Raw genomic sequence first — 2,307 nt, forward strand, 5'->3', positions numbered from 1 at the left:
TCTGGATATACAGCGCCAAGCAGGAGCAAAATCGGTAGTTAGTGTTTCCGATCAATTTTTAGGTCGTGTCATTTTTCCCGGTGGTCGAGAAGAAGTACTCGAAATTATGAACGGGTTGCGGGAAATGGATTTAACCGTTCTTTGGCCCAATGGTTTGGAGCTCAGGAAAATGACTCTCGGACGGGGAAACAGAGGAAAAAAGGAAGACCTAACCCCTGATGAAGAAGTGATTAACGCTCTCTATCATTGGAATGGAACAACAGGAACCCTTGCCGCTTATATTCCTGCCGAACGACCCATTTTTGGCAGGGAATCCTATGCCAAGTTGGTTCCCTGGCAACAACATAAACGAATTTTACGAACCATTGTCCAAGCTGGCATTCCCATGATTAGCTATGGTGTCATTATCGGTCTTCCCGATGATGATGATTATAGTTTGCGTCAACTCGAAGAAGCGTTGTGGGAAGTGTATAATGAAGCGAAAGCAATTAACCCATCGATCATTTTTCAAACCACTCCTTTCGTAATTTCTCCCATCTTAGGAACCCCACAAGGTGAAGCAATTCGGAAATCAGGTCTGCTGAGGTTTGATGATCCCGCTATTTTTGCAGGATTCTGGACAGCAAGTATTGACACTAAACACCTGAGCTACGAGCAAGTGTCTGATTGGCAATTCCGCCTGGCTCAAGTTGGTGACTCGAAAAACCTACAATCACCTCAACGGTTCAGAAAGTTACCGACAGAAACTATGAATGAAGAAAAAGTGGCGGTGACAGTATAGCGACCTGGCAAAAGGCTTCCTCTATCTGGAAGCCTTTTCCAAGAAGTGTGATCACACAAGTCTGATCACACTTGGTTTTAGTGTTGGTACTTATAGCAATTTAAAAAAACTACCAAACAACTGTAATAGTATGCAACAAACCAGTTATGAGCCAGTCCTTTAACTTAGAGCGAGTTACCTTCTATGGACGCTCTTTGGCAGAGTATAGCAAAATGTTCCTCTTGGACTTCTCAGACTGGGTTGGTAAATCAATCCTAGATTGTCCTGGTGGTCCAGCTTCTTTTGGTCGAGAAGCAAGAGCATTAGGGATTGAGGTTTGCGCTGTGGATCCTCAGTATGTTAACGATCCTGATAGGCTCTTAGAAATTGCTAGCCGGGATATTGATTACGTAGTTGCCAAAATTTCCCAAACTAGCCAGCAGAGAAAGTGGGATTATTACCAGAGCCTTGAAGACCTCAGAAACAGGCAAGTCGAGATTTTAGATTCCTTTATTGAAGACTATCGAAACTATTGGCAATCCCAAGAGAAATATATCACTGCCTCCCTTCCCCATCTGCCTTTTGAAGATAATACTTTTGATCTGGCAACGAGTGGGCATTTACTATTTAGTTTCCAAGCTCACTTCCCCAAAACCTTTACCATTGATTCACTGCTAGAACTAGCTCGTGTTGCTCGTGACGTTCGAGTGTTTCCCTTACGGGCTAACGAGCAAGACAGAAGTAAGCCTTTTGCTTATTTTGAGGAGATTATTTCCTCCTTACAGCAACAAGGCTTAACAGTGGAAGTGAAAACCTCAGAGTTTGAGTTTCAAGTAGGGGCGAATCAAGTTATGATAATCAGAAGAATTTAAGATGGGATTGGATATATAACAATGAAGCAGACGTTTACAGAGGCAGAGGTAGAAGTTTATTATGATACAGTAGAAAGTCAATATCAAATTCCCTGGAATCCTGATGGTAGTAAACACTGGGGATATTTTGAAGACTTAAATGCTCCTAACAATGAACAGGTATTGATGGCAGCATGCGATCGCTTAAATCAATATATGCTTAGTCAAAGTAATATTGATGCAAAGGTCGGCTCGTCGAGGATGAGGATTTTGGCGCCCCGGTACAGGACCTTGATGATCTCGACCCGCTGTCGCTCACCGACACCGAGTTCGGAGACCCGCTCGTCGAGATCGAGCACGGTGCCGATCGAGGTCATGATCTCGGTGATCTCGCGCCGAGCCCCCCGAAAATCGATTCGGCCCCCGCCGCGAGTCGGCTCGCTGCCGAGGATGATGTTCTCGAGCACGGTGAAGTTGTCGGCCAGCATGAAGTGCTGGTGCACCATGCCGATGCCGGCGTCGATGGCCTCGCCTGGTGAGCGGAAGGTCACCGCTGACCCATTGACCGAGACGGTGCCCTCTTCGGGCTGGTGCATGCCGTACAGCACCTTCATCAGGGTCGACTTGCCGGCCCCGTTCTCGCCGACGACCGAGTGTATGGTGCCGCGCCGCACCGTCATGTTGACGTCGTAGTTG

2 protein-coding genes and 1 pseudogene are annotated in these 2,307 nt (G+C 46.5%); 2 read left to right on the top strand and 1 reads right to left on the bottom strand.

What is annotated here, in order from left to right; translation table 11 throughout:
• Positions 1-781 (top strand): annotated as a pseudogene (locus F6K49_RS42185) (radical SAM protein); the annotation flags it as partial.
• 146 nt (positions 782-927) lie between these two features.
• Positions 928-1,632 carry a hypothetical protein gene (locus F6K49_RS42190; protein ID WP_293064849.1) on the top strand — a complete coding sequence of 235 codons (705 nt, stop codon included), beginning with the start codon at positions 928-930 and terminating at the stop codon, positions 1,630-1,632.
• Positions 1,633-1,835: 203 nt separating this feature from the next.
• On the opposite strand, the gene F6K49_RS42195 is transcribed toward F6K49_RS42190, so the two are convergent.
• Positions 1,836-2,307: ATP-binding cassette domain-containing protein (locus F6K49_RS42195; RefSeq protein WP_293107305.1), on the bottom strand; the 472-nt coding region annotated here is incomplete at its 5' end.

This window comes from Moorena sp. SIO3I6, assembly GCF_010672095.1.